General features: G+C 58.4%; 18 protein-coding genes and 4 tRNA genes. 7 read left to right on the top strand and 15 right to left on the bottom strand.

Annotation, left to right across the window (positions count from 1 at the left end):
* The first annotated feature begins 43 nt into the window (after window positions 1-43).
* Window positions 44-1,834 (top strand): bifunctional diguanylate cyclase/phosphodiesterase, encoded by a 1,791-nt coding sequence (locus C2E19_RS10075; RefSeq protein WP_129391218.1) that lies wholly within the window; start codon window positions 44-46, stop codon window positions 1,832-1,834.
* 105 nt (window positions 1,835-1,939) lie between these two features.
* Here C2E19_RS10075 and C2E19_RS10070 read toward each other — a convergent pair whose 3' ends face one another.
* The 7 genes from C2E19_RS10070 to C2E19_RS10040 all read right to left on the bottom strand — a co-directional run bounded on the left by C2E19_RS10070 (window position 1,940) and on the right by C2E19_RS10040 (window position 10,047).
* Window positions 1,940-2,356: a hypothetical protein gene (locus tag C2E19_RS10070; protein ID WP_129391215.1), complete on the bottom strand. Its 417-nt coding sequence runs from the start codon at window positions 2,354-2,356 to the stop codon at window positions 1,940-1,942.
* 15 nt (window positions 2,357-2,371) lie between these two features.
* On the bottom strand, window positions 2,372-7,096 hold the full coding sequence (locus C2E19_RS10065) for an RHS repeat-associated core domain-containing protein (protein ID WP_129391212.1): 4,725 nt from the start codon (window positions 7,094-7,096) through the stop codon (window positions 2,372-2,374).
* A gap of 256 nt (window positions 7,097-7,352) precedes the next feature.
* Window positions 7,353-7,757, bottom strand: coding sequence for an SEL1-like repeat protein (locus C2E19_RS10060; protein WP_129391209.1), 405 nt, complete (start codon window positions 7,755-7,757; stop codon window positions 7,353-7,355).
* A complete protein-coding gene (locus C2E19_RS10055; protein ID WP_003223109.1) occupies window positions 7,758-8,129 on the bottom strand; it encodes a hypothetical protein in 372 nt (123 codons plus the stop codon). It abuts the gene before it with no gap.
* On the bottom strand, window positions 8,126-8,467 hold the full coding sequence (locus C2E19_RS10050) for a helix-turn-helix domain-containing protein (protein WP_129391206.1): 342 nt from the start codon (window positions 8,465-8,467) through the stop codon (window positions 8,126-8,128). The genes C2E19_RS10055 and C2E19_RS10050 overlap by 4 nt, the downstream gene beginning before the upstream one ends.
* Before the next feature lie 112 nt (window positions 8,468-8,579).
* Window positions 8,580-9,035 carry a YkvA family protein gene (locus tag C2E19_RS10045; protein ID WP_129391203.1) on the bottom strand — a complete coding sequence of 152 codons (456 nt, stop codon included), beginning with the start codon at window positions 9,033-9,035 and terminating at the stop codon, window positions 8,580-8,582.
* A 292-nt stretch (window positions 9,036-9,327) separates the two neighbouring features.
* Entirely contained in the window at window positions 9,328-10,047 is a 720-nt protein-coding gene (locus C2E19_RS10040; RefSeq protein WP_100845403.1) for an FKBP-type peptidyl-prolyl cis-trans isomerase, read from the bottom strand.
* A gap of 270 nt (window positions 10,048-10,317) precedes the next feature.
* Between C2E19_RS10040 and C2E19_RS10035 the strand changes: the two genes are divergently transcribed.
* Together C2E19_RS10035 and C2E19_RS10030 are read left to right on the top strand one after the other, a co-directional pair.
* Window positions 10,318-12,126 carry a di-heme-cytochrome C peroxidase gene (locus C2E19_RS10035; protein ID WP_129391200.1) on the top strand — a complete coding sequence of 603 codons (1,809 nt, stop codon included), beginning with the start codon at window positions 10,318-10,320 and terminating at the stop codon, window positions 12,124-12,126.
* Between the two features lie 29 nt (window positions 12,127-12,155).
* Window positions 12,156-13,292 carry a catalase family protein gene (locus tag C2E19_RS10030; RefSeq protein ID WP_174823968.1) on the top strand — a complete coding sequence of 379 codons (1,137 nt, stop codon included), beginning with the start codon at window positions 12,156-12,158 and terminating at the stop codon, window positions 13,290-13,292.
* Between the two features lie 222 nt (window positions 13,293-13,514).
* Here the strand turns inward: C2E19_RS10030 and C2E19_RS10025 are convergent.
* The 4 genes from C2E19_RS10025 to C2E19_RS10010 form a co-directional block, all read right to left on the bottom strand.
* Window positions 13,515-13,591 (bottom strand) — tRNA-Asp (locus C2E19_RS10025).
* 19 nt (window positions 13,592-13,610) lie between these two features.
* Window positions 13,611-13,686: transfer RNA gene (locus C2E19_RS10020), tRNA-Val, on the bottom strand.
* A gap of 200 nt (window positions 13,687-13,886) precedes the next feature.
* A tRNA-Asp gene (locus tag C2E19_RS10015) sits at window positions 13,887-13,963 on the bottom strand.
* 19 nt (window positions 13,964-13,982) lie between these two features.
* Window positions 13,983-14,058, bottom strand: a tRNA-Val gene (locus tag C2E19_RS10010).
* 159 nt (window positions 14,059-14,217) lie between these two features.
* Between C2E19_RS10010 and rdgC the strand changes: the two genes are divergently transcribed.
* From rdgC to sugE, 3 genes are all read left to right on the top strand, one after another.
* Complete coding sequence (gene rdgC / locus C2E19_RS10005; protein WP_007919763.1) at window positions 14,218-15,138, top strand: recombination-associated protein RdgC; 921 nt, start codon at window positions 14,218-14,220, stop codon at window positions 15,136-15,138.
* Window positions 15,139-15,282: 144 nt separating this feature from the next.
* A complete protein-coding gene (locus tag C2E19_RS10000; RefSeq protein ID WP_129391194.1) occupies window positions 15,283-16,248 on the top strand; it encodes a bile acid:sodium symporter family protein in 966 nt (321 codons plus the stop codon).
* Window positions 16,249-16,367: 119 nt separating this feature from the next.
* Window positions 16,368-16,682 carry a quaternary ammonium compound efflux SMR transporter SugE gene (gene sugE / locus C2E19_RS09995; RefSeq protein ID WP_122597317.1) on the top strand — a complete coding sequence of 105 codons (315 nt, stop codon included), beginning with the start codon at window positions 16,368-16,370 and terminating at the stop codon, window positions 16,680-16,682.
* A 114-nt stretch (window positions 16,683-16,796) separates the two neighbouring features.
* On the opposite strand, the gene C2E19_RS09990 is transcribed toward sugE, so the two are convergent.
* From C2E19_RS09990 to C2E19_RS09975, 4 genes are all read right to left on the bottom strand, one after another.
* Complete coding sequence (locus tag C2E19_RS09990; RefSeq protein ID WP_129391191.1) at window positions 16,797-18,671, bottom strand: MFS transporter; 1,875 nt, start codon at window positions 18,669-18,671, stop codon at window positions 16,797-16,799.
* 103 nt (window positions 18,672-18,774) lie between these two features.
* Window positions 18,775-19,926, bottom strand: coding sequence for a TDT family transporter (locus C2E19_RS09985; RefSeq protein ID WP_129391187.1), 1,152 nt, complete (start codon window positions 19,924-19,926; stop codon window positions 18,775-18,777).
* 105 nt (window positions 19,927-20,031) lie between these two features.
* Complete coding sequence (locus C2E19_RS09980; RefSeq protein ID WP_129391185.1) at window positions 20,032-20,343, bottom strand: cupin; 312 nt, start codon at window positions 20,341-20,343, stop codon at window positions 20,032-20,034.
* 44 nt (window positions 20,344-20,387) lie between these two features.
* On the bottom strand, window positions 20,388-21,587 hold the full coding sequence (locus C2E19_RS09975; protein WP_129391182.1) for an MFS transporter: 1,200 nt from the start codon (window positions 21,585-21,587) through the stop codon (window positions 20,388-20,390).
* Between the two features lie 91 nt (window positions 21,588-21,678).
* Between C2E19_RS09975 and C2E19_RS09970 the strand changes: the two genes are divergently transcribed.
* Window positions 21,679-22,221, top strand: a complete 543-nt coding sequence (locus tag C2E19_RS09970; protein WP_129391179.1) for a TetR/AcrR family transcriptional regulator — start codon at window positions 21,679-21,681, stop codon at window positions 22,219-22,221.
* Window positions 22,222-22,292: the final 71 nt, after the last annotated feature.

Below are 22,292 nucleotides of genomic sequence, written 5' to 3'. Positions count from 1 at the left end.
AACGAGAGCGCTCCCAGTCCTTTTTTTATCGCCAGAGATTGCCATGACCACGACCGAACAGCTGGGTGCCTTGAGCTCGATCCTGACTCAAAGCGGATTGCACAGCCTGTTCCAGCCGATCATTTGCCTCTCCGAGCGACGCATTCTCGGTTACGAAGCCCTCACTCGCGGCCCGTCCAACAGCCCTCTGCACTCACCGATTGCCTTGTTTGCCGTCGCGCGTCAGGCCGGACGCCTGAGTGAACTGGAAATCGCCTGCCGACAAAGCGCTTGCCGCCGTTTCAACGAGCAGCAATTGCCGGGCAAACTGTTTCTCAACGTCTCTCCTGAATCCTTGCTCGAAGCTGCGCACCAGCCCGGACGTACACTGCAGTTGCTGCAGGACTTCGGCATCCCGCCGAGCCAGGTGGTTATCGAATTGACTGAACAAACGCCGATCGACGATTTCCAGTTGCTGCAAACCGCGCTGCATCACTACCGGGCGATGGGCTTTTCGATTGCGCTGGATGATCTCGGCGCTGGTTATTCGAGTCTGCGTTTATGGTCAGAACTGCGCCCGGATTACGTGAAGATCGATCGGCACTTCATCGACGGTATTCATCAGGACGCGCTGAAACGCGAATTCGTCGGCTCAATCCTGCAAATCGCCAAAGCTTCTAGGGCGCAGGTCATCGCTGAGGGTATTGAGTTACCTGAGGAGCTCGCAGTGTTGACCGAGATGGGTGTCGACCTGGTGCAGGGTTATTTGCTCGGTCGCCCACAGGAACATCCTCCCCGCGACGCCCGCGCCTTGATGCCCAAACACGACAGCAGCAACGTTGCGCTGAACGACGAAGGCAGCGACCTCAGTGCCCTGCTCAACGACCAACCGGCGGTCCATCGCGATACACCGACCGCCACGGTGCTCGAAGCCTTCCGCCGCCAGGCCAACCTCAACTCTCTGGCCGTGCTCGACGAACAAGGCCAGCCCTGCGGCATCGTCCATCGGCACTCGCTGTCCGATGCGTTGCTCAAACCATTCGCCACCGACCTGTTCGCCCGCAAACCGATCAGCCGCCTGATGAACGACGACTTCCTCGCCGTAGAAATGAGCCAATCGCTGCAACAAGTCAGCCGCCTGATCACCAGCCGCGCCCGGCAGCGTATCGAAGAGGACTTCATCATCACCCTCAACGGCGGCTACCTCGGCTTGGGCCGAGTGATTGACGTGCTCAAACTGATCACTGAACTGAAAATCCAGCAAGCACGTTACGCCAATCCGCTGACCCTGTTGCCGGGCAATGTGCCGATTCAGCAATGCCTGACACGGTTGCTGCAACAGGCGCGCGAGTCGGTGATTTGTTATGTCGACATCGACAGTTTCAAACCTTTCAACGACATCTACGGCTACGGGCGCGGTGACGAAGTCTTGCTGTGCCTGGCGCAGTGCCTGAACGAACGGGTCGATCCGTCGCGCGACTTTGTGGGTCATATCGGCGGCGACGATTTCCTCCTCGTCCTAGGCCCCGAAGATTGGCGAAAACGCCTCAACCAACTACTTGACGATTTCCAGAGCCAATGTCGCCGCTTTTATCGGCCTGAACACCTTGAGGCTGGATGCTTTATCGCGCCGAATCGTCAGGGGATGCGCCAGGAGTTTCCGCTGCTGTCACTGTCCATTGGCGTTGTTCACCTGCACCCCGAAGCTTGCGCACAACTGGATGCGAGTCAGCTGGCGGAGATGGCTTCGCAGGCGAAGCACCATGCGAAGAATATTCCGGGGTATAGCGTGCATGTGATTGATAGTCTCATTGCATCCGAGCTACATCCAGCGCAGCTAATCGGGCAACGTTGACTCCCTCAAACGACTCAAACCCCTGTGGGAGCGGGCTTGCTCGCGAAGGGGCCGGTTCAGTCAATTTCATATCGAAACTCTGTGCATACTCAAACCACTCGGCACCTACCAAGTACTTTGATCCTCAAGACTGGCCTTATATAAATCGTCCCGCCATGCCTCGCTTGCCAACCTATAGATCTCTTCAAAAAATAGACGAGGATCATCTATTTCATCCGGACTCCAAGCCATGGTTATGTATTCGTCATAATCACTTGAAAATTGCGGCCTGAAATCAAACCCCCTATCATCTAAAGCTTTCTTGAGCACCTCTATCAATGCAAACCTGTGTCTATAACTGAGGTAAGCCAGATCTGGGAGCACAATTTTTTCAATTATCTGCTTTCGTCCTTCAGGCCGATTGGGATCGTAGTGCCGTAATACTTCGCCCTCTTCCTCTCGATCATAAATTTCGAGAGATGCCAAAATATATGAAAGCCGTGGTTCCCAAGACAGCTCGACATTTTCAAAAGGAGATTTCATAAACTTTGCTAACCCTTATCTGGTAAAAGCGGTAAATGGTCGCTTTATATTGTTCCTGTCGAATCTCACTTCAGCCTCATCCATTACAGGAATATATTTCGGATTGTTGGGATCTTTACTATTTGGTTTATATCCACGACCTACTCCCGGAATATTTACACGAACGTAAGGGTTACCTTTTGCATCGTGTCCGCTAGGCTCTGGTACAGTCTTATTCATTTTTGATATCGCATAACCTATAGCTTGGTGCTGCAGCGTCCAGCTTGTAAATTGTGAGCTTGCGTTTACAGCCTCCCTTTTACCTTTTTGTGTGGGATGAGATCCGTCAATCGACCGCTGCTTCAGTGCTGCATCGGGAATCTCCGGTCCATGTTTTGCCACACTGTGCATACCGTATTGCCTTTCCCACGCTAAAACTTCGCGTTTAGCATCTGCGTTAAGCAGTGGCTTAGGTAACTTCGGAGCCCCGCCGCTTACAACCGGTAACGGGCAGCTCTTATTTTTTGTGCTTGCGGGTGGACAATTGGAATTCAACCCCAACGGATCCACCCACCCCGTCGGATTCGGCACGTACTGGTACTGATTCAACCCCCCAGCCAACTTCACCGGATCCGGCGTCAGATACCGTCCCAACCGCGGGTCGTAATACCGGTGCCGGTTGTAATGCAGCCCACTCTCCGCATCGAAATACTGCCCCTGAAACCGCAGCGGTTGATCCAGGTATTCGTCAGCAGCGAGGCTCAGCGAAGCGACCTTGCCGTACGCGTCGTACTGCGCCGACCAGACGATTTCGCCGCTGAAATCGGTCAGCTCCAGCGGTGTGCCCAAATGGTCGAGTTGGTAATAAAACGGGCAGGCCTTTTTCGGGCCTTTGCCGTCAAGCAGGGCCAGCGGGCGGAAGGTGCCGGGTTCGTAGACGTAGCTGCGGTATTCGTTTTGGCTGCTTTCGGCGACGAGGTTGTCGCCCTGCCAGAAGAATTCCGTGGTGACGCCGTTGACGGTTTTGCTGATGCGTCGGCCGAAGGCGTCGTACCTGTACGAGGCGGTTTGGCCGTCCGGACGGGTCAGGCCGATCAGGCGGTGCTGGCTGTCGTAGCGGTATTCGCTGACGAGTTTTTGCGCGGTGCCACGGCGTTCGCGGATCAGGTTGCCGAAGGCGTCGTAGTCGTAATGACGGTCGCCCTGCATCAGCAGGCGATTGCCCTTGATCTGGCTGGGGCCGGGGCGGTCCTGCATCAGCAGGTTGCCGGCCGGGTCGTGAGCGAAGCTTTCCGGCAGTTCGTCGCGCGAGTGACGGACGCGGATCAAACGATCGAGGTTGTCGTAACCGTAGGTGCGTTGGCCGTGGCGGGTGTCGGCGATGTGTTCCAGATTACCGTTGGCGCTGTAGGCATAGTCGCGGCGATACAGCGCATCGTGCGAATGTCCTACGGCATGGGCCAATAATCTTCCCTGATCGTCGTAGGCATATTCGCTGAGCAGCAGACCTTGCTGGCGTTGTTGTTCACGCCCGGACTGAAAGACATGCGTGGTCAACTGCGCGCCGTTGAGGTCGATGCCGGTCAGCGCGCCGCCCTTGGCGTGGTGGTAATCGAGTTTGCTGTTGTCCGGCAGGCGCAGGCGTTTGAGCTGACCGCAGGCATCGTAGCTGTAGCGCAACGTGCCCCAGCCCTGATGCTCGGTGATCAGTCGATCCTGACGGTCATATTCGAAAGCCAGCGGATGCTTCTGGCCGTCATCGACAGCGATCAAACGGCCGAGACGATCGTATTGATAGCTGACCTTGACCCCGTCGGGCAGGGTTTTGCTGAGCAGGCGTCCAACTAAATCGCGCAAATACGCGGTGACTAACCGCGAGCCGTCATCACCAAACTCGATCTTCTCCAGCAGATGCCCATTGAGGTCATAGGCATACGCCGTGCGCCGCCCATCGAATCCAGTCTCCTGGCGGATCAACCCGGTCGGCGTGTAATCCAGCCGGTACTTTTCCCCGGACTCGTTCTCTATTTCGGTGAGCAACAACCGCGCATGGTCGTAGCGGTATTGCACCTGCGTGCCATCGGCATTGATCCGCCGCGAAACCAGGTGCAAATCGTCGTCATATTCAAACCGGGTGACGCGCCCGAGTTCGTCGCGCTCGGCAGTCACCTGACCGTAAGCGCCGTAGCTGTAAGCCCGAGTGGCGCCGCCCGCCAACGTCGTCTGAACCAGTCGCCCCGCCGCATCCCACTGCTGACGCGTCAGCGCACCGTGTTCATCAACCGTGGTAGTCCGCCGCCCCAACGCATCGTAGGAAAAGCGCCGCACACCACCGTCAGGCAGGGTTTCTTCAATGAGTTGGCCAAGCTCATTCCACGCCAGTCGATGCCGGCTGCTGTCCGGGTAGCGGATCGACAGCAATTGCCCGCGAACGTCGTAGTAGTAATGGGTGACCTTGCCGTCAGGATCGACGGCCTCGGTGACATCGCCTTCGGCATTGCGCCGATAAATCCACACCGCATCGCCACGTGAACGCCGGCAGAGGAAACCGTTGCGATACTCGTAGGACGTTGGCTCATCTTGCGCAGGAAGCAGCGCAATCAGCCGTCCGACCTCGTCGTAGCGGTATTCGGTAACAGCGCCTAAAGCATCCTGCTCGGCGATCAAATGTCCGGCCGCGTCGTAAGCCTTGAGCTGCTCGCCACCGTCGGCTTCAACCTTGCGCACCAAGCGCGCGCGGTCGTCGTGGACGTAAACCTCTTCGGTGCCATCGACGTAATGCACCGCGACGCTGCCGTTGTCGTCCCAGACATAGCGCGTGTCCATCTGCGAAAACGACGCCCAGTGCCGCACGCAGCGCGCCGATGTCCCCGCGCGCTCCCACGCCCAGAAGAAACTCGCGCCGCCGGCCAGTTGCCGTTGCAGAATGACGTTGGCGTCGTCGTAGTCGTAACGCTCGCTGTCACCGACCGCGTTGGTTGCGGCCAACAAGCGTTGGCGGGCGTCGTAGCAATAGCTGACGAGGTTTTGCTCAGTCGTCCATTCACCGCCCTGAAAAGTCTGGTAATCCAGCGCAATCAACTGCGCCCGGTCATAACGCAGCAGTAGCGAGCGCCCTGCGCCGTTATCGAGTCGTTGCACCCTGTCAGACCGATCACGCTGCACCGTCAGACGATTGCCATAAACATCACTGACCGCCGTCAGCCGACCCGCGCGAAAGTGATAGAACCGCGCCGAATCCCCCGCCAGCGCAAGAATCAGTTCCTCCGGCTCATCCCCGAGGAAGATCGCCGCCCGCGACAAACTGTTGTGAATCGCCGGACGCTCGATGTTCGGCAGCGGAAACCGCGTTCGGCGGTTCTCATGATCGATCCAGACGACAAAATCGCCCTCGAACACCAACCGATGCGCCAGCGAATGGCTCCAGCCAAAGCCCAGGCCGACATCGATTTCCACCGCGCTACTGCGATACAAACGGCTGAACTCGAACGGCAGCCGGCCATCGAGCACCGCATCGGTCAGGGTCAGCAATTCCTCGCCAGTGACCATCGACACCGGACAACCGTTGGTGCAGGTCAGTAGCGCGCAATCGGCGCTGTCGCCATTGGGGTTTTTAGCTTGGTCAGAGGCGTCGTCGTGGTTTTCGTCTTTCTTTAGCGAGGCATTGCGTTGGGCATCCCAACGTAGCTGCATTCGACCCTTTTTCACGCCGGCGGCGATGCCACGGGCGGCGACCGATTTGTATTGATCAACGTATTTGATGAACCCCTCGACGATGCCAAACATCGCCTTCACCAAGCGCTTCACCGCTGACAGCAATTGCGCTGCGCGATCTGCCAGGCGCAGCGTCAGATAAGCGATCCCTGCGCCCGCCCCGACGAACGTCAGAACCACGCAGATCAACACGTCGATCAGCACCTGGACGATCACCATGGACGCCGCCTCAGCGGTTTTCCCGGCGATCTCGCTGGGGGGCAACATCTCCAGCCAGAGGCTTGCAGTGCGTAGCAGTAAACAGAGAGCCGCTTCGTCGCTGACCAGCAATTGCAGCTTTTCCATAACGTCGGGCGCCGTCGCAGCGAGCGCCATCAACTGCGTGGCACCCTCGCCCAATCGCTCGGCAAAAGCCCCCGGGTCCTTGAGAATGTCCGAAAGCAGACCAAGGCTGTCCCGCACGCCTTCGATGGCCGCCCAGCTCCCGGCCAACATGCCGTTGCCAGCCGCGGTCGCCACCGACTGCGACCACTGCGGCTTGAAACCCTGCCACTCGCTGCGCAGCCAGCCATTCAGCTCTGCTGTCAGGCCGTCATAGGCAGTGAACAAATCATCGACCTGACCGCTCGTGACTTTGTTGTGCACCAGCACGCGATAGAACTTGCCGGCTGTTCCTGTGAATGAGCCTTTGCCTTGCGCATCCAGAGTGATGGGAGTGGTTTCGCCGCTGTCCATGGCAATCACATCGACCACGATGTTGCCCAGCGGAATGTCGTAGACCGACTCGAACTTGCTCTCGATCAGCATCGAGCCTGACTGCGGACACTGGACGACGCCGGAGAAAAAATCGTTGTCGCCGCTGCTGACAGCGGTGCTGCCGTCACCGAAGCGAATGATCCGCTCCATGCCCATCAGCGATGGCAGATCCGCCGCATGGCTGACCTTGTCCGCCGCACGACTGGCCCAATGCTTGAGCTGTTCGCGGTACAGGTTGAGGGAGTCGGGAAAGCTGTCGAGTTCCTGCTCGATACGGGTGACGGCGGCCATCAGCGCACGCGGGTGTGCGGAGTGGACTGAGTAAGCGGGTCAAACATGAGCATTCCCTCGCGCAAAAATTAGGCGCGGGAACTGTGCGGGGGATCACTCAGGAAAGAAGTCAGGCAAGTAGGCGATGGCTGTAGGACTAATCCGTAAAAGCTACTCACATAAAAAACAGGCAGGCGAAAACGCAAACGTGGCGTGAGGTTTCCCTCACGCCACGTTTATGAAACGGACAGTAGATATTCAGTGTGCAGAACGTTTGTTACTCAACGCTACGCGAGTTCAGTTCTTTCAGCTTGAGCTCAGCCAATGGGTGCCCGGCCTTGGCGGCCATCCCCCACCAGCGCGCAGCTTCATCAGGGTCAGGCGCCTTGCTCGGCGTACCTGCGAGACTGATCACGCCAACCTGATAGGCCGCTTTGCCATCACCCGCCAAAGCGGCCAGGCGCAGCAATCGCACGCCTTCCTCGCGTGCCCCCAGGCCCACACCGCGAAAGGTCAGGATGTGACCGTAGAAGCTTTGCGCGCCGACATCGCCAAGGTTGGCCATGCGCGCAAACTGCCCTTCGAGCCAGCGCCAGCCACGCGGCTGGCGGACAAACCATGACCAGTGAAACAGCCTGCGGGCCAGCCAGTAACTGGCCCGCGCCTTGAGTCGTAAGAACACTCAGGCCTCCGCCGATTCCGGGTACTCGTACTCAAAGACACGGACCACTTCCGACGCATGCCAGGAAGCGGCAGCAACGCCATCGGACGGCCCGGAAAACCGCCCGAGACGTTCGACGCATTCAAAAAAACCGGTGCGTGGCAGGCGACTGGCGCCCTGGCTGATGACCAGCGAGCTGCGCAACGGTTGTTCGGCCTTGGCGTCCAGCGCGGCCAGATGTTCCAGCGCTGCGGTCAACGTCTGCATCGCCGGCGTCGGCAATTGCAGGCGTTCGAGCAGCGCCCGATACGTCAGCAGATGGCGCTGACGGCGCGCCTGATCGAGTTCTCCGAGCAATCCGTCCCAATGTTGACGACTGATGCGTACGCTCACGATTCGTCCCTCCAACCTGGCACCGTCAATTCCCAGGCCAGACTGCGGCGAATCGCGGCGTCGGGCTGACGCTCGCCACTTTCGATCAAGGCCAGATAAGACGGGCTGATGCCTACCGTGCGGGCCAGCGCCTCGATGGCGATGCCCTTCCCTTCGCGCAAACTGCGTAGTTGATCCAGACCTGGAAGAATCGGGTCTGGCGTTGCCGCGAGGGGCGCTGGAGCCTGTCGCGACGGTGTTTCGTTGATACCTGCTGCTTTCAGTAGAGCCTGATATTGAGCCCAAGGCAGAACCGCGTATTCGGGTTCGCCATCGCGTGCAATTATCTGAATATCCATGACTACCCCGTAGGACAACAACACTTAGCGAGTCGGCACTTTTCCCTAGAAGTGTAATCCTAACAGCGGCTAAGGTCGCGGGGGGTATCTATCTGTTGCAGTGCTGAATGAATCAGGGCTTTTTCGGGCCTTGAAGTTGAAGTTGCTCAGGGGAATCGGGCAGGCGTTCAACCACGGCGAGTTTTTCCGGTTGCTGGCGATTTCGCCAAACACGGAAAGCGTTGAGCTCATCGTCGAGGGTTTTCATTACCCATGCGAGGACAGCGATGTCGTCGAGCATGCCGAATACCGGGATGAAATCCGGAATGGCATCGACCGGGCTGAGGAAGTACATCAAGCCCGCCACTACCGAGACAATGGCTTTGCCACTGATCGCGCGGTAATCACCACGCCAGTAAGCCAGGCACAGGGCCTGGAGCAAACGCAGGTCATCCTTGAGTTTGCCGAGGCGATTGCCTTGCGCGGCACCCTTGCTGGCCACGGCGAACAGCAGCGTCGGTAAACGTCCACGGGCGAGCAGTCGGCCAGCCAGGGGCAGGAATCGAGCGAAATTCCACGGAGCTTTCATCTATTCCTCCCGTTGAAATGTTATCCACACAAATTGTGGATAACCTTGTGAACAGAGCTGCATTTCAGCGCTGAGAGCCCCGTTTTATAAGGGCTGCGCTCAGATCGGGCGTTTTTTACTCACATAAAAAACCCCAATATTTCATTGACTTGGCGGCTCAGGGCGTCTAGCGCTGCAGCCTCAAAGCTATGACTCCCCTGACCGGCATCGGTTCGCTCTGTTTACCCTTGCCAAGGTGCAGATGCAACAACGCCCCGCATAAGCGAGGCGTTGTTGTTGAAACCGAGGCCGATTACTTGGCGGCAGCGGCGTCTTCTTTGGCTGGATCCTTGATGGCCAGCAGTTCCAGGTCAAAGACCAGAACCGAGTTGGCCGGGATTGCCGGGCTTGGCGACTGTGCGCCGTAAGCCAGATCGCTAGGGATGTACAGTTTGTACTTCTCGCCAACGTGCATCAGTTGCAGACCTTCAACCCAACCCGGAATCACGCCGCTCACCGGCAGATCGATCGGGCTGCCGCGCTCGACGGAGCTGTCGAATACGGTGCCATTGGTCAGCTTGCCGGTGTAGTGAACAGTCACTACGTCGGTAGGCTTAGGCTGTGGGCCGTCGGCTTTCTTGACCACTTCGTACTGCAGGCCGGAAGCCGTGGTAGTCACACCGGCTTTTTTGCCGTTTTCTTCGAGGAATTTCTTGCCGGCAGAGGCCGACTCTTCGCTCATCTTGGCCATGCGCTCTTCAGCACGCTTTTGCAGCGCAGCGAAGGCTTCGACCAGGTCTTCGTCTTTCAGCTTCTGTTCTTTCTTGCCGACGGCATCTTCGATGCCCTGGGCTACCGCTTTGGAGTCCAGATCATCCATGCCTTCCTGAGCAAGGCTCTTGCCCATGTTCAGGCCGATACCGTAGGAAGCTTTTTGCGCCGGGGTTTTCAGCTCTACGCTGGTCTGCGAATCACAACCCGCGAGGACCAGGCTAACCAGGGCAACCGCCGCCGCCAACCGATGCTGTTTCATGCTATTTCCTTGTTCATGCGCCGAAAGGGCAATCGAGTAAAGCCGCGAGCTTATCAGGCCGCCACGACCAATGGCTACCGGCATGAGAGCAGGAATCTTCCGATAAGTTCAGGGATTAAAACGCATTTGGCTAAAGCCATGATGAAGCTTCTGTCATCTGCACCGGAGAACAACAGACTCCGGTTCCCACAGCATCTGGCGTAATGGCCACTTGCCGCATCGGGTCTGGCTCAGGCATAACAGCGCAACAAATCGACAAGGATGTTTATCTTGCGCCTCTTATTCCGTGTGCTGACCCTGATCGTGGTGCTGCTGGGACTCATCCTGGCGGTGGTTGTCTATTACGTCGCCAACCCGAAATTGCCCTTCTACACCCCCGTGCAACAGGTGCATTACCTGAATCAGTGGAGCGAAGAACAGCGGCAAACCTATTACTTCACGCCCCAAGGCACCCAAGTCAAAGGCCTGCGTTACGAATGGTTCCAGGCATTGGAGTTACCCTTTTCGGAGCAGCGTTTCGCCGCCCCCGAGTACCTCGCCCGGTTTGGTTTTTTGATCGATCCGCAGCAGCGGGCCACGCCGAATAACCCGGCCAATCTGCCGCCAGGTTTTGCCCGGCATCAGAACCCCGGCAGTTCCGAGCAATATCTGGACATAACTTGCGCCGCTTGCCACACCGGCGAATTGCATTTCAAAGGCCAGGCTGTGCGCATTGATGGCGGCACGGCGCAGCATGTGTTGCCGTCCAGTGTTCCTACATTACGCGGTGGCAGTTTCGGACAAGCATTGGTCGCCAGCCTGACCTCGACATACTTCAATCCGTGGAAATTCGAACGTTTCGCCCGCAACGTACTGGGTGATGAGTACGACGCGCGCCAGGCGCAACTGCGCAAGGACTTCAAAGGCTCGCTGGACACCTTCCTCAAAGTCGCCTGGAACGACACCCATCGCGGCCTCTACCCGACCGAAGAAGGCCCGGGGCGCGCCGATGCATTCGGGCGAATCGCCAATGCCACTTTCGGCGATGCCATTTCTCCGGCCAACTATCGGGTGGCCGATGCGCCAGTGGATTACCCGCAATTGTGGGACATGTGGACGTTTGACTGGGTGCAATGGAACGGTTCGGCGCAGCAGCCGATGGCGCGCAATATCGGTGAGGCGCTCGGCGTCGGCGCTACCCTGAATTTCTTCGACACCAATGGTCAGCCCCTGCAAGGCGACGAGCGCTACGCCTCCAGCGTTCGTGTGCGCGATTTGCACAAGATCGAGCAAACCCTGCAAAAACTTCAGCCGCCGGCCTGGCCGGAAGACCTGTTTGGTGCCGTCGACAAGCCACTGGCTGCCAAGGGCCGTGCGCTGTTCAGCGAGAACTGCGCTGGCTGCCACGTCCCGCGCCAGACCCGCGAAGGCGAGCGCTGGGTGCAGCATTTGCATATGTTGCCAGTCGATGTGATCGGCACCGATCCCAATGCTGCCAACAACATTGCCAGCCATCGTTTCGACCTGACGCCGCTGCAATGGGATCTGCAAGAACTGGAAAAGATGGACGTCAAACTGCACCCGACACCCAAGGAACCGCTGGATCTGAGCCAGTTGTCGGTCGCCAAGGGACTGGCTTACGTCACCGCATTCGTCGAAAACCGCGCCTATCGCGAAGCCAAAGTCACGCCGGAAGAAAAGCCCGACCTCGATGGCTTTGGCCTGCCGATCGGCGTGCGCGAAAAAGTCGCCTACAAGGCACGGCCACTGGCTGGCGTCTGGGCCACCGCGCCGTTTCTGCACAACGGTTCGGTGCCAAGCATTTATCAGTTGCTGTCGCCGCAGGATGAGCGCGCGAGCACGTTCTATAAAGGCACCTTCGAATACGATCCACGGCATCTGGGTTATCGCACCGAAGCCTTCGCCAATGGCTTTCTGTTCGACACGCGCATCAGCGGCAACCACAACAGCGGTCATGAGTTTCGCGCTGGCGCACAGGGCAATGGCGTCATCGGGCGACTGTTGCAACCCGAGGAACGCTGGGCGTTGCTGGAATACCTGAAAGTCCTGGGCGGCCCACTGGAGGCGCAATTGCCATGATCCTGCCCACCTTCAAGAAAGAACTGCCGATGCTTGCCCGGCTCTGGTTGTGGCTGGGGCGATTGCTCGGCAAAGTCCTGCTGCTCCTGCTCGTGATCGGCCTGCTCGGCTGGGCCATCGCCACCGCGTGGTTTGCCTGGCAGCATCGTGGGCCGGTGTCGACGCTGGAGCAGATTCCACCCGGTGAAGCGGCGATGACTCAGGACGTGATCCAGACGGCTGTGCGCATCGTCGATCAACACCGCGAACCCACGCGGTATCTGCGCGATGCGCATGCCAAGGCACATGGCTGTGTGAAGGCTGAAGTGCGCGTGCTGCCGGAACTGGCGCAATCACTGCGCCAAGGCGTATTCAGCGAGCCGGGGAAAACCTGGCAGGCGATGATTCGTCTCTCGAATGGCAATGCTTACCCGCAATTCGACAGCATTCGTGATGCGCGGGGCATGGCGATCAAATTGCTCGATGTGCCGGGCAAACAGCTGCTGGGGGACCGTCCGGAGCGCCGCGAACAGGATTTCGTGATGTTCAGCCATCCGAACTTCTTCGTCAGCGATGTCGCCGAATACCGCCAGAATGTCGCGGCTCAAGCTGACGGTAAAAAGGTCATGGCGTTTTTTCCGGGCTGGGATCCACGTACCTGGCAGATTCGCCATTTGTTCATTGCGCTGGCAACCCTGTCACCGCCGCCGGACAGCCCGACCGGGACTACCTACTTTTCGGTATCGCCCTACAAATTTGGCGAGGCCAATGCGAAGTTTCGAGTGATGCCGGATCCCGACAATTGTCCGCTTTACACCCTGCCCAAGCAGAATCATGAGCTGCCGAACTTCCTGCGCAGTGCGCTGAATCAGCAATTGTCGACGGCTCGGGTGCCGGCGTGTTTCGTCCTGCAGATCCAGCGCCAGGATGCGAACACCTACATGCCGATCGAAGACACCAGTATTGAATGGCGCGAGCAGGACTCACCCTTTGAAACCGTGGCGCGGATCACCCTGCCACCACAGGACTTCGATACGCCCGCCTTGAATCTTGCGTGCGACAACCTGTCGTTCAATCCGTGGTTCGGAATCGAGGCGCATCGGCCGATTGGCGGGATCAACCGCTTGCGCAAAGCGGTGTATGAGGCAGTGAGCGACTACCGCCATCGCCAGAATGCCAGCCAGTAACTGCGTTGCCCCCCTGTAGGAGCTGTCGAGTGCAACGAGGCTGCGATCTTCTGATCTTCTGATCTTCTGATCTTCTGATCTTCTGAAAGCAAGGTCAAAAGATCGCAGCGTGCCGCAGCTCCTACAGGGTATTGGTGATTTTGTTGAATCGCAGACAGCAAAAAGCCCGCACAAGGCGGGCTTTCTGTGGACTCTGGCGTTCAGTGTTCCAGATTCCGAATATGGCGCAGCGGACGGGACTCGAACCCGCGACCCCCGGCGTGACAGGCCGGTATTCTAACCGACTGAACTACCGCTGCGCGAAACGCTTGAAACGAATGGTGGGTGATGACGGGATCGAACCGCCGACATTCTGCTTGTAAGGCAGACGCTCTCCCAGCTGAGCTAATCACCCTTCGCTTCGTTACGGGACGCATTATGCCACAAGTTTTCATAAAGTGTTGATTTAATTGAAGTTTTTTTCAAATAAATCCGAAAACCGGTAAAACGACACATCCCGCGGGTACAACTGTACAAACCTTGAGGCAGAAAAAAACCCGCTTCAGCGGGTTTTTCCGTGGTGACCTGGCGTTCAGTGGTCCAGGTTACCGAATATGGCGCAGCGGACGGGACTCGAACCCGCGACCCCCGGCGTGACAGGCCGGTATTCTAACCGACTGAACTACCGCTGCGCTAAACACTTGAAACGAATGGTGGGTGATGACGGGATCGAACCGCCGACATTCTGCTTGTAAGGCAGACGCTCTCCCAGCTGAGCTAATCACCCTTCGCTTCGGTGTGGCGCGCATTCTACGGAGCGACCCAACCTCTGGCAAGCACTTTTTTAAATAATTTTCTCAGGCCTTCCAAAGGCTTAGAGAAGGGTTGGCCTATCAAGCGGCGAAGACAATAATGCCCCCCTTTGTATAAAGGAGAGACTCACCCCATGTGGTTCAAAAACCTGCTTATCTATCGCCTGACCCAAGACCTGCCTGTCGATGCCGAGGCGCTGGAAACTGCACTGGCCACCAAACTGGCGCGTCCATGTGCAAGCCAGGAGTTGACCACCTACGGTTTCGTCGCGCCGTTCGGCAAAGGCGAAGATGCTCCACTGGTGCACGTCAGCGGTGACTTCCTGCTGATTTCCGCACGTAAAGAAGAACGCATTCTGCCGGGCAGCGTCGTGCGTGACGCGGTCAAGGAAAAGGTCGAAGAGATCGAAGCCGAGCAGATGCGTAAGGTCTATAAGAAGGAACGCGATCAGATCAAGGATGAAATCATCCAGGCCTTCCTGCCGCGCGCCTTCATCCGTCGCTCGTCGACCTTCGCCGCCATCGCGCCGAAACAGGGCCTGATCTTGGTCAACTCGGCCAGCCCGAAACGCGCCGAAGACCTGCTGTCGACCCTGCGCGAAGTGATTGGCACCCTGCCCGTCCGTCCACTGACCGTGAAAATGTCGCCAACCGCGACCATGACCGAATGGGTCACCACGCAAAAAGCTGCTGACGACTTCTATGTACTGGACGAGTGCGAACTGCGCGACACCCACGAAGACGGCGGCATTGTCCGTTGCAAGCGTCAGGACCTGACCAGCGAAGAAATCCAGCTGCACCTGAGCACTGGCAAAGTCGTCACGCAGTTGTCGCTGGCCTGGCAGGACAAGTTGTCGTTCATGCTCGACGACAAGATGACCGTCAAGCGTCTGAAGTTCGAAGATCTGTTGCAGGATCAGGCGGAACAGGACGGCGGCGATGAGGCTCTGGGGCAACTGGATGCCAGCTTCACCCTGATGATGCTGACGTTCGGCGACTTCCTGCCGGCGCTGGTTGAAGCGTTGGGTGGGGAAGAGACTCCGCAGGGGATCTAAACCCTTGTGAAATCCCAATGTGGGAGCGGGCTTGCTCGCGAAAGCGGTGTGTCATTCAACATAAACTTGGCTGACCCGACGCTTTCGCGAGCAAGCCAGCTCCCACAATTGGTTTTGTGGGTAACTAACAATAAGGAACAAGCCATGCGCGCACTGGCTGCACTCAGCCGCTTTGTCGGCAATACCTTCGCTTACTGGGTTCTGATTTTCGCCGTATTGGCGTTCCTGCAACCGGCATGGTTCCTCGGCCTCAAAGGCGCCATCGTGCCGCTGCTTGGCCTGGTGATGTTCGGCATGGGCCTGACCCTCAAACTCGACGACTTCGCTGCTGTCGCGCGCCATCCATGGCGTGTGGCGCTGGGCGTGGTTGCCCATTTCGTGATCATGCCTGGCGTGGCGTGGTTGCTTTGCCAGGTGTTTCATCTGCCAGCGGAAATCGCCGTCGGGGTGATTCTGGTTGGCTGCTGCCCGAGCGGCACCTCTTCCAACGTGATGACCTGGCTGGCGCGCGGCGATCTGGCGCTGTCGGTCGCCATCGCCGCCGTCACCACCCTTCTCGCGCCACTGCTGACTCCGGCGCTGATCTGGCTCTTGGCTTCGGCGTGGTTGCCGGTGTCGTTCATGGAGCTGTTCTGGTCGATCCTGCAAGTGGTGTTGTTGCCGATCATTCTCGGCGTGGTTGCCCAGCGCCTGCTCGGTGACAAGGTTCGTCATGCCGTGGATGTGTTGCCGCTGGTGTCGGTGGTCAGCATCGTGATTATCGTCACTGCCGTGGTGGCTGCCAGTCAGGCGAAAATCGCCGAATCCGGCCTGTTGATCATGGCCGTGGTGATGCTGCACAACAGCTTCGGGTACTTGCTGGGTTACTTCACCGGTCGGTTGTTCAAGCTGCCGCTGGCGCAACGCAAATCACTGGCACTGGAAGTCGGCATGCAGAACTCGGGATTGGGCGCCGCATTGGCCAGCGCGCACTTCTCGCCACTGGCGGCGGTACCGAGTGCGTTGTTCAGTGTTTGGCACAATATTTCCGGGGCGCTGCTCTCGACCTATTTCCGCCGCATGAGCGAGAAGGAAGACCGCGAGGCCTTGGCGCAACAAACCACCGACTGACCTGCAAACTTGATCCGCGGATTAATGCTCGTCACACTATTGCGTAACGCGGGGACGACCCTGCGGCTCGATCGAGTCATTAATCTGGGGACGACCCCGTCAATCGATGGAGGTCTCTCATGTCCTGGATCATTCTGTTTTTCGCCGGCCTGTTCGAAGTCGGCTGGGCCGTCGGCCTGAAATACACCGACGGCTTCACCCGCCCGTTACCTACCGTTTTGACCATTGCGGCCATGGCCATCAGCCTTGGCCTGCTCGGCCTGGCGATGAAGGAATTGCCGCTGGGTACGGCGTACGCGATCTGGACCGGCGTCGGTGCCGTGGGCACGGTGATTGCCGGGATCATTTTGTTTGGCGAGTCGATGGCGTTGATTCGATTGGCCAGCGTGGCGTTGATCATCACCGGGTTGATCGGCCTCAAGGTCAGCGCTTAATTCGCGACCGCCTTCGCGAGCAAGCCCGCTCCCACATTCAACCGCGTTCCGTCATTGGAATACGGTCAATGGTGGGAGCGGGCTTGCTCGCGAAGAGGCCCTCAAAGTCGTCGACTATCTGACTGCCCCACGCAATTCGCCAACCAGCGCCTGCAACTTCGCCGGCTCTGCCGCGCCAACATCCACCGCAGATCCCGCCACCAACGTCACCCGCGACCACAACCGGTGAAACAAACCCTTGTCCGGATCGCGACTGAAAAAACTCCCCCACAATCCTTGCAACGCCAGCGGAATCACCGGCACCGGGGTCTCTTCGAGAATCCGCGTCAGCCCGCCCTTGAACTCGTTCATTTCGCCATCAGCGGTCAACTTGCCTTCCGGGAAGATGCACACCAGCTCACCGTCCTTCAGGTATTGAGCAATCCGCGTGAAGGCCTTTTCGTAGATCTGGATGTCTTCCTGGCGTCCCGCGATAGGAATCGTCCCCGCCGTGCGGAAGATAAAGTTCAGCACCGGCAGGTTGTAGATCTTGTAGTACATGACAAAACGAATCGGCCTACGCACCGCACCGCCGATCAGCAAAGCATCGACGAACGACACGTGGTTGCACACCAGCAATGCCGCACCTTCATCCGGAATCGCTTCAAGGTTGCGGTGCTCGACGCGGTACATGGAATGGCTGAGCAGCCAGATCATGAAACGCATGCTGAACTCGGGGACGATCTTGAAGATGTAGGCGTTGACGCCGATGTTCAGTAGCGAAACCACGAGGAACAGTTGCGGGATCGACAGCTTGACCACACTCAGCAACACGATCGAAACAATCGCCGAGACCACCATAAACAGCGCGTTGAGAATGTTGTTGGCCGCGATCACTCGTGCCCGCTCTTTTTCGGCGGTGCGCGACTGGATCAGCGCGTACAGCGGCACAATATAGAAACCGCCGAAAATGCCGAGGCCAAGGATGTCGATCAGCACCGCCCAGGTGTGCACGAAGCCCAGCACCTCAATCCAGCTATGCCCGGTGACACTCTCGGGAATTCCACCGGAATGCCACCACAACAGCAAGCCGAACACGGTCAGACCAAACGAGCCAAACGGCACCAGACCGATCTCGACCTTACGCCCGGAAAGCTTCTCGCAGAGCATCGAACCGAGCGCGATACCGACCGAGAACACCGTCAGGATCAGAGTGACCACGGTCTCATCGCCGTGCATCCATTCCTTGGCGTACGCCGGAATCTGCGTCAGGTAGATCGCCCCGACGAACCAGAACCACGAGTTGCCGACAATCGAGCGCGACACGGCCGGAGTCTGGCCCAGACCGAGTTTCAGCGTCGCCCAGGACTGGCTGAAGATGTTCCAGTTCAGGCGCATCTCCGGCGACGCGGCGGCGGCACGAGGAATGCTGCGGCTGGCCAGATAACCCAGCACGGCAATGCCGACAATCGCGGTCGAGACCAGTGGCGCGTAATGACTCGAGGACATGATCACCCCGGCGCCGATGGTGCCGGCGAGAATCGCCAGAAACGTGCCCATCTCCACCAGACCATTGCCGCCGACCAGTTCATCCTCGCGCAATGCCTGTGGCAGGATCGAATACTTCACCGGCCCGAACAGCGCCGAGTGCGTACCCATGGCAAACAGCGCCACCAGCATCAGTGATAGATGATCGAACAGAAAACCGACGGCTCCTACAGCCATGATCGCGATTTCCCCGAGCTTGATCAGCCGGATCAGCGCGTCCTTGGCGAATTTTTCCCCGAACTGCCCGGCCAGCGCCGAGAACAGGAAGAACGGCAGGATAAACAACAGTGCGCACAGGTTGACCCAGATCGACCGGTCACCTTCGATGGTCAGCCGATAGAGAATGGCCAGGATCAGCGATTGCTTGAACACGTTGTCGTTGAACGCGCCGAGCGACTGGGTAATGAAGAACGGCAAAAAGCGCCGGGTGCGCAGCAGGTTGAACTGTGAGGGGTGACTCATCTTCCGTGTTTTCCTGATTTTTTGAATAGGTAGAGAGGCCTGGGTACTTGCTATTGGAATCTCGAACCGCGATCCAGGCCACACCTTACCTAAACTTTTCAGGTTATTTCTTCAAACCTGCAATGCACGGCGAGACAAACAGTTCGCCGCGCCACGCGCCTTGCAGGGTTCGTTTGCCGACGATCAGCCACATCACTGCGAGCAAGGTCACCAGCGCCGTGCCGAAAACACTGAAAAACGTCAGGTTGAGAACGCTCGCCAGCTTCAGGGTCGCCAGCGAATACACGCCTAAAGGGAACGTGAAGCCCCACCAGCCGAGGTTGAACGGAATGCCGTCACGCAGGTAGCGCACGGTGATCAGCAACGCCATCAGCATCCACCACAGACCGAACCCCCACAGGGTGATGCCGGCCACCAGACCCAGACCCGAGGCGATTTCGCCAATGCCCGGCAAACCGTTCGCAGCAAATATCGCCGGTGCATCACCGCCCAGCAGCAACATGCCCAGCGCACCGGTACCGATCGGGCCGAGCGCCAGCCAGCTCGACGCGGCCATGTTTTCATGCGGCAGCTTGTGCAAGGCCATACGCAGCAACAGGATCGTCAGAATGCTGAACGCCACGGGTAGGGAAAACGCCCAAAGCACGTAGCTTGTCGTCAGCACCACCAGTTGCGAATGGGCGTCCGTCAGGTGCGGTGCGAGCAAGCCACCGCTGGCCGCCGCCACTTCCGCCGCCACCACCGGCAACAGCCAGACGGCGGTCATCTGATCGATGCTGTGTTCCTGACGGGTAAACATCATGTAGGGAATCAGCACGCCGCAGGCCAACGACATCGCCACATCAATCCACCACAACACTTCGGCGAGATGAATGACACCGTCACCCCAGCGCGGCAGACCGAACAGCAGAAAGCCGTTGATGATGGTCGCCAGCCCCATTGGAATGGTGCCGAAGAACATCGACACAGTGGAATGCCCGAAAATTCGCCGAGCTTCGTCGAAGAACAGAATCCAGCGTGCCGCATAGGCCACGGTAAACACTGCAAACAACAGGATGTTGAACAGCCACAGCCCTTCAGCCACGGCGTGCATGCCGGGAATGGCCAACGGCAGTTGCGCCAGGGCCAGGGCCAGCACGCCGGTACCCATGGTCGCGGCGAACCAGTTCGGCGTGAATTGGCGGATCACTTCACGCGGATGCTGCAGTTGGCTGAACGGCTTGATGCCGGGTTTGGCGCTGTTGGGGCAAGTCATCATGAACTCCTGTCCTCGGGTGAGGTTGAGTCCATGGTAGAACCGAATCGAATATCTATATAACGGGTAATATCTCTAACTGTTATCTGTTCTGTAGATATACGTTCAAACGCTGCCTTCGCTTTCAATCACCAGAATCCGCGCCGCGCCTTGTGGATGGGCAACATGCTCGGTGCCGACCGAGGCATAGAAGATATCGCCAACATCGAGCTGCAGCTGTTTTTCTTCGCCGCTTTCGCGGTAATGCATTTGCACCTGACCATCGAGCACGACAAACACTTCCTCGCCATCGTTGACGTGCCATTGGTACGGCTGATCGGTCCAGTGCAGGCGCGTGGTGATGCCGTTCATGTTGGCGATGTCCAGCGCGCCCCAGGCGCGGTCGGCGGTGAAGCTCTTGCTGCGAATAATCTTCATGAGTCGATCCGTGAGAAGAATGGCGAAGCTAGGCTAACCGAAACTCATGAAGCGCTGCACACCTTGACGGCTTTGGCGCGCAGGCTGAGCAACAACGCAGCCACCGCCAAAACGATCAGCACGGCGCCGTAACCATCGGTGGTGGCCAGCAAACCGTAGGTGCGAGCCAGGTAACCGGCGAGCAACGCCGGCAGGCAGAACGCCAGATAACTGAGCACGTAATACGCCGACATCAGACCCGCCCGCTCATGCGCCAAGGCCAGTGGCACCAGGCTGCGCACGGCGCCGAGGAAACCTGCACCGAAGCCGCAACCGGCGACCAGCGTGCCGAGGAAAAACAGCGGCAGGCTGGCGCTGTGCACGCCGAGCAGAATCAGTACCAGGCCGATCGGCAACAAACTCGCGCCCAGCCGCAATGCTTGGCGGGCACTGCGATTGCGCAGGGTGAAGATCATCAGCGCACCGGTCACGGTCAACATCGCCACGGTCGCGCCGCCGATCAGGTTGGACGTCGAACCGGTGGCCGTGCGCACCAATGACGGTGCCAGCGAAGCGTAAAAACCGCCGAGCGCCCAGGTCGCCGTGTTCAGCGGCAGCACTTGCCACAAGGTTGAGCGCGCTTGAGTCGGCACATGCAACGTTGGCTTTAACGACGCCCAGGCCCCGGATTGCGGCGAGACACTCTCCGGCAAGCGCCAAACGTAAATCCCCTGTAACACAAACAATCCGAGCAACAACCAATAGGTCAACTGCAACGGCGCCGGAGCAAATTCCGCGAGCAATCCGCAACCCATGCCACCCAGCGCCATTCCCAGCAAAGGGGCGACGCTGTTGATCAACGGTCCTTGTTGCCGATCAGTATCGAGCAGCGTCGCACTCAACACCGCCGTGGCCATGCCGGTAGCGAAACCCTGCAACACGCGAGCGCTGATCAGCCAGGCGACACTGTCGGCATAGATGAACAGCAACATCGCCAGTGCATTGAGCACAACGGCGCTGAAGATCACCGGTTTGCGCCCGACATGATCGGACAGCGAGCCCACGGTTAATAGCGCCGCCAGCAGACTCAAGGCGTAGACGCCGAAAATCAGGGTCAGCACCGCTGCCGAGAAGTGCAGTTGATCCTGATACAGGTGATACAACGGCGTCGGCGCGGTGGAAGCGGCGAGGAAACTGAGTAAGGTGATCGCCAGAAACCACAGGCTGGATCGGTTGGAAGCGACGTTATTTAAAGGGCTGGTCATGGGCACACTCCGCAAAAGCTAATTTTTTGCTTTTGCGGAGTGTGCTACCGCCTCGCGCTTAAAGCAAATTCTTTGTGTTAAGGTCTGCCGCATGGCTATTAAAGAAGGTTTACGTCCGGGCGGCCGCAGTGCCCGGGTGCAAGAGTCGATTCATTCGGCAGTCCGCGCGCTTCTGCAAGAGCAGGAGCGCTCAACCGTGACCGTGCCGCAAATTGCCGCGCGCGCGGGGGTTACGCCATCGACGATTTATCGGCGCTGGGGTGATCTCGCGGCATTGCTGGCCGACGTCGCCCTCGCGCGCATGCGCCCCGACAGCGAGCCGGCGCAAACCGGCAGCCTGCGCAGCGATATCCACGCGTGGGCGGAACAGTATCTCGACGAAATGAGCTCCGAGCCCGGGCGCAACATGATGCGTGACGTGCAGGCGAGCGCTACGCCGGGGTACTGCGTGACGATCATTGCTGCGCAGTTGCAGACGATCATTGCTCGGCATCCGGATGAAACCGCGCCGAGTGTCGATCGGTTGATCAACCTGGTGGTGGCGCCGGTGGTGTTCCGGATTCTGTTTGCGGCGTCGGCACTTGAAGTGGAAGAACTGCACTATCTGATCGATATCGCACTGAATCAGCACTGACGCCGATCCCATGTAGGAGCTGCGGCACGCTGCGATCTTTTGATCTTGATTTCAAAAAACAAAAGATCAAA

The sequence above is a fragment of the Pseudomonas sp. DTU12.3 genome (genome assembly GCF_004124275.1).
GTDB classification, from domain to species: domain Bacteria; phylum Pseudomonadota; class Gammaproteobacteria; order Pseudomonadales; family Pseudomonadaceae; genus Aquipseudomonas; species Aquipseudomonas helmanticensis.
Note: the sequence above shows the minus strand (reverse complement) of the source record. Positions and strands in the feature narration are given on the sequence as shown.

Bases quoted from the DNA above. Each gene is read 5' to 3' on its own strand.
- C2E19_RS10075 (WP_129391218.1), top strand. From the start codon at position 44: ATGACCACGACCGAACAGCTGGGTGCCTTGAGCTCGATCCTGACTCAA.
- C2E19_RS10070 (WP_129391215.1), bottom strand. From the start codon at position 2,356: ATGAAATCTCCTTTTGAAAATGTCGAGCTGTCTTGGGAACCACGGCTT.
- C2E19_RS10065 (WP_129391212.1), bottom strand. From the start codon at position 7,096: ATGGCCGCCGTCACCCGTATCGAGCAGGAACTCGACAGCTTTCCCGAC.
- C2E19_RS10050 (WP_129391206.1), bottom strand. From the start codon at position 8,467: ATGGATATTCAGATAATTGCACGCGATGGCGAACCCGAATACGCGGTT.
- C2E19_RS10045 (WP_129391203.1), bottom strand. From the start codon at position 9,035: ATGAAAGCTCCGTGGAATTTCGCTCGATTCCTGCCCCTGGCTGGCCGA.
- C2E19_RS10040 (WP_100845403.1), bottom strand. From the start codon at position 10,047: ATGAAACAGCATCGGTTGGCGGCGGCGGTTGCCCTGGTTAGCCTGGTC.
- C2E19_RS10030 (WP_174823968.1), top strand. From the start codon at position 12,156: ATGCTTGCCCGGCTCTGGTTGTGGCTGGGGCGATTGCTCGGCAAAGTC.
- rdgC (WP_007919763.1), top strand. From the start codon at position 14,218: ATGTGGTTCAAAAACCTGCTTATCTATCGCCTGACCCAAGACCTGCCT.
- C2E19_RS10000 (WP_129391194.1), top strand. From the start codon at position 15,283: ATGCGCGCACTGGCTGCACTCAGCCGCTTTGTCGGCAATACCTTCGCT.
- sugE (WP_122597317.1), top strand. From the start codon at position 16,368: ATGTCCTGGATCATTCTGTTTTTCGCCGGCCTGTTCGAAGTCGGCTGG.
- C2E19_RS09990 (WP_129391191.1), bottom strand. From the start codon at position 18,671: ATGAGTCACCCCTCACAGTTCAACCTGCTGCGCACCCGGCGCTTTTTG.
- C2E19_RS09985 (WP_129391187.1), bottom strand. From the start codon at position 19,926: ATGACTTGCCCCAACAGCGCCAAACCCGGCATCAAGCCGTTCAGCCAA.
- C2E19_RS09980 (WP_129391185.1), bottom strand. From the start codon at position 20,343: ATGAAGATTATTCGCAGCAAGAGCTTCACCGCCGACCGCGCCTGGGGC.
- C2E19_RS09975 (WP_129391182.1), bottom strand. From the start codon at position 21,587: ATGACCAGCCCTTTAAATAACGTCGCTTCCAACCGATCCAGCCTGTGG.
- C2E19_RS09970 (WP_129391179.1), top strand. From the start codon at position 21,679: ATGGCTATTAAAGAAGGTTTACGTCCGGGCGGCCGCAGTGCCCGGGTG.